Origin of the sequence: Bradyrhizobium sp. NBAIM08, from assembly GCF_020193935.1 — a bacterium.
Lineage (GTDB): Bacteria > Pseudomonadota > Alphaproteobacteria > Rhizobiales > Xanthobacteraceae > Bradyrhizobium > Bradyrhizobium yuanmingense.
The window spans coordinates 1-2,243 of sequence record NZ_JADYVR010000037.1 but is presented as its reverse complement, the minus strand read 5'-3'; the positions used below and the strand labels follow the sequence as shown (position 1 = coordinate 2,243).

The following is a 2,243-nucleotide window of genomic DNA, read 5'->3' as shown; positions in this document are numbered from 1 at the left end:
GGCCTTCCGTGCTTCGGAAAGCGGCGATTATTATCTGCTGGTACTGGTGCATCATTTCGTAGTGGATGGGATGGGCTATCGGCTATTCCTGGAAGCATTGGAGGACGCATACAACGCTCTTGCTGCAGGCCATGATGTGAATGGTGCCGAGGCCGTACAAAGGCTCTCTCCCTGGTTGAAGCGGCTCGAGCACTACGCGAACAGCGAAGCACCAGACGAACTCAAGCACTGGGAAGGCATTGACTACGATCAATTCAACTTCCGTGTCAGCGACGCGTCATCGGGCCGCACGAGTGTTGCCGAAAAAGCGCGAGAGAGCTTCACGATGCAAGTCTTAAAGGTCGTCGCGAGGATGCGAACGGCCGTTCGCTTCGGGTAGATCGGGCCAAGTATCATCTTGAGATCGACCGGGAAGCGACAGCGAGTCTCCTCAGTATTGGAGCCAGATCAGCGAATTGTCAGGACTTTGATGTGTTTCTTGCTGCCCTGTCGGGTGCGTGTGGAGCCCTGTTCGGCAACTATTCGCTCTGGATTGATAGCCTGACCTCGACACGAGGCCGGCTGTTTGACGATTTCGATTCATCTCAGATCATTGGTCTTCTCAGCGAGCTCGTTCCGCTTTCACTGAATGTCACAGGAAGGGAGTCGCGTTCCGACCGTGCTCGTTTGATATACCGGCAGCGCAATGCGCTGCCGCGCGGGGGAATAGGCTTTCGGGCCCTGAAATTCCTAAACCGAGATCCAGCCGTGCGGCGTCGGCTCGATCGCCTGCCACTGCCCAGAATTGGGGTGAATTATCGCGCCCGCTTGCAGCGCCATTTCCCACGCCGTTTTCTAGACACAGAACCTTCTCCACTTTGGATCGGCGAACACATGCATCAAGCGGCGGCGATCCACGTCTTCTGGTTCGATGTCGGATATCAATCGGGCGATCTACAGATTGACACCACGTATGATCCGAGCATGGTCGATTATGAGGTGACCCGCCATCTTTGCACGGTCTTGCAACAGGAGCTGTTGCAGACGATCAATGAAATTCGGAAGATCTCGGGACACCTTCATCCATGAGTGAGCCCGATGCGGAATTCGCCGCCGAGGTCGATCACGATGTGATGCCGAACAAGAACGCTCGCATCGATCTATCAGACCCCGGTCTGTTCAGACTTATCCTACGGCTCGCCATTCCGTCTGTTGTTGGCTTGTCGATCAACGCGTTGCAGCAGGTCGTCAACGCAATCTTTGTTGGGACACTCGGCGCGCCGGCGATCGCAGCCGTCAGCATGACCTTGCCGATCGTGGTCCTGCTCGCGGCGGCCGGACAGGGGATAGGAGTTGGAGCAGCGTCGTTCATATCTCGTCATCTTGGTGCTGGTGAGTACCTAGAGGCGAGTCGAGGCGCCAGTACCGCTCTCGCGCTCGCCGCGCCAGTCGGCATCACGGTCACAGTCGCTCTGTTTCTAAACATGCGAGAGATCTTCCTAGCGCTCGGGGCAACTCCAACCATCATGCCCCTGGCGCTCGACTACGCGACGACGCTTTTGTTCGGATGCACCCTGATGCTTCTGAATATCGTCAACGGCTTCATCGTCCGAGCCGAAGGCGATACGCGATTTAGCATGTGGACGATGATGACCGCCTTCATACTGAACGCTGGCCTTGATCCAGTGCTCATATCCGTGCTGGACCTCGGTGTGCGAGGCGCCGCTCTCGCAACGCTTGTGTCTCAGACTGCGGCTATTAGCCTCTATATCGCGTATTTTACCAAGCGACGCGGAATGGTCGTCGTCAGGATGTCTCACATCTCGTTGCGAGCAGATCGCATCAGACAGATAGCGTTCGTGGGGGCGCCAGCGACCATGCCCAGCATCTTATCTGCTATTACTGTCGTGCTCTTGTACGGAGCAGCTGCGCCCTTCGGCGAAGAGTCCATCGCGGCCGTGGGAATAGCCGTGCGACTCTTAACGATTGGCGCACTGCTTATCAGCGGTTTCTGTATGGGGTCTCAAGCTATCCTGGGTTTTGGCTGGGGCGCACGCGATTTTGCTCGCGTACTGAGGGCTGCAAAGGTCATGCTCTCTATCACGGTTGCGCTTTCCTTTGCGTATTCCGCGACCGTTATGGTTTTTGTCCGTCCTTTGGTCGGGCTGTTCAGCGATAGCGATAGCGTCAGGGAAATTGCCGTTTCTGCCTGCACCGTCTTCCATCTCTTTTTTGGACTGTATGGTATTGAGACTGTCGTCACG

General features: G+C 56.2%; 3 protein-coding genes. All 3 read left to right on the top strand.

Annotation, left to right across the window (positions count from 1 at the left end; genetic code table 11):
• Nucleotides 1-379, top strand: a 379-nt coding sequence (locus tag I6F37_RS38230; RefSeq protein ID WP_225154114.1) for a condensation domain-containing protein, incomplete at its 5' end; no start/stop codon positions are given.
• Between the two features lie 92 nt (nucleotides 380-471).
• The gene (locus I6F37_RS38225; protein WP_225154113.1) at nucleotides 472-1,068 is read left to right on the top strand and encodes a hypothetical protein; all 597 of its coding nucleotides are present in this window, start codon (nucleotides 472-474) and stop codon (nucleotides 1,066-1,068) included.
• Nucleotides 1,065-2,243, top strand: a 1,179-nt coding sequence (locus I6F37_RS38220) for an MATE family efflux transporter (protein ID WP_225131555.1), incomplete at its 3' end; no start/stop codon positions are given. The genes I6F37_RS38225 and I6F37_RS38220, both read left to right, overlap by 4 nt.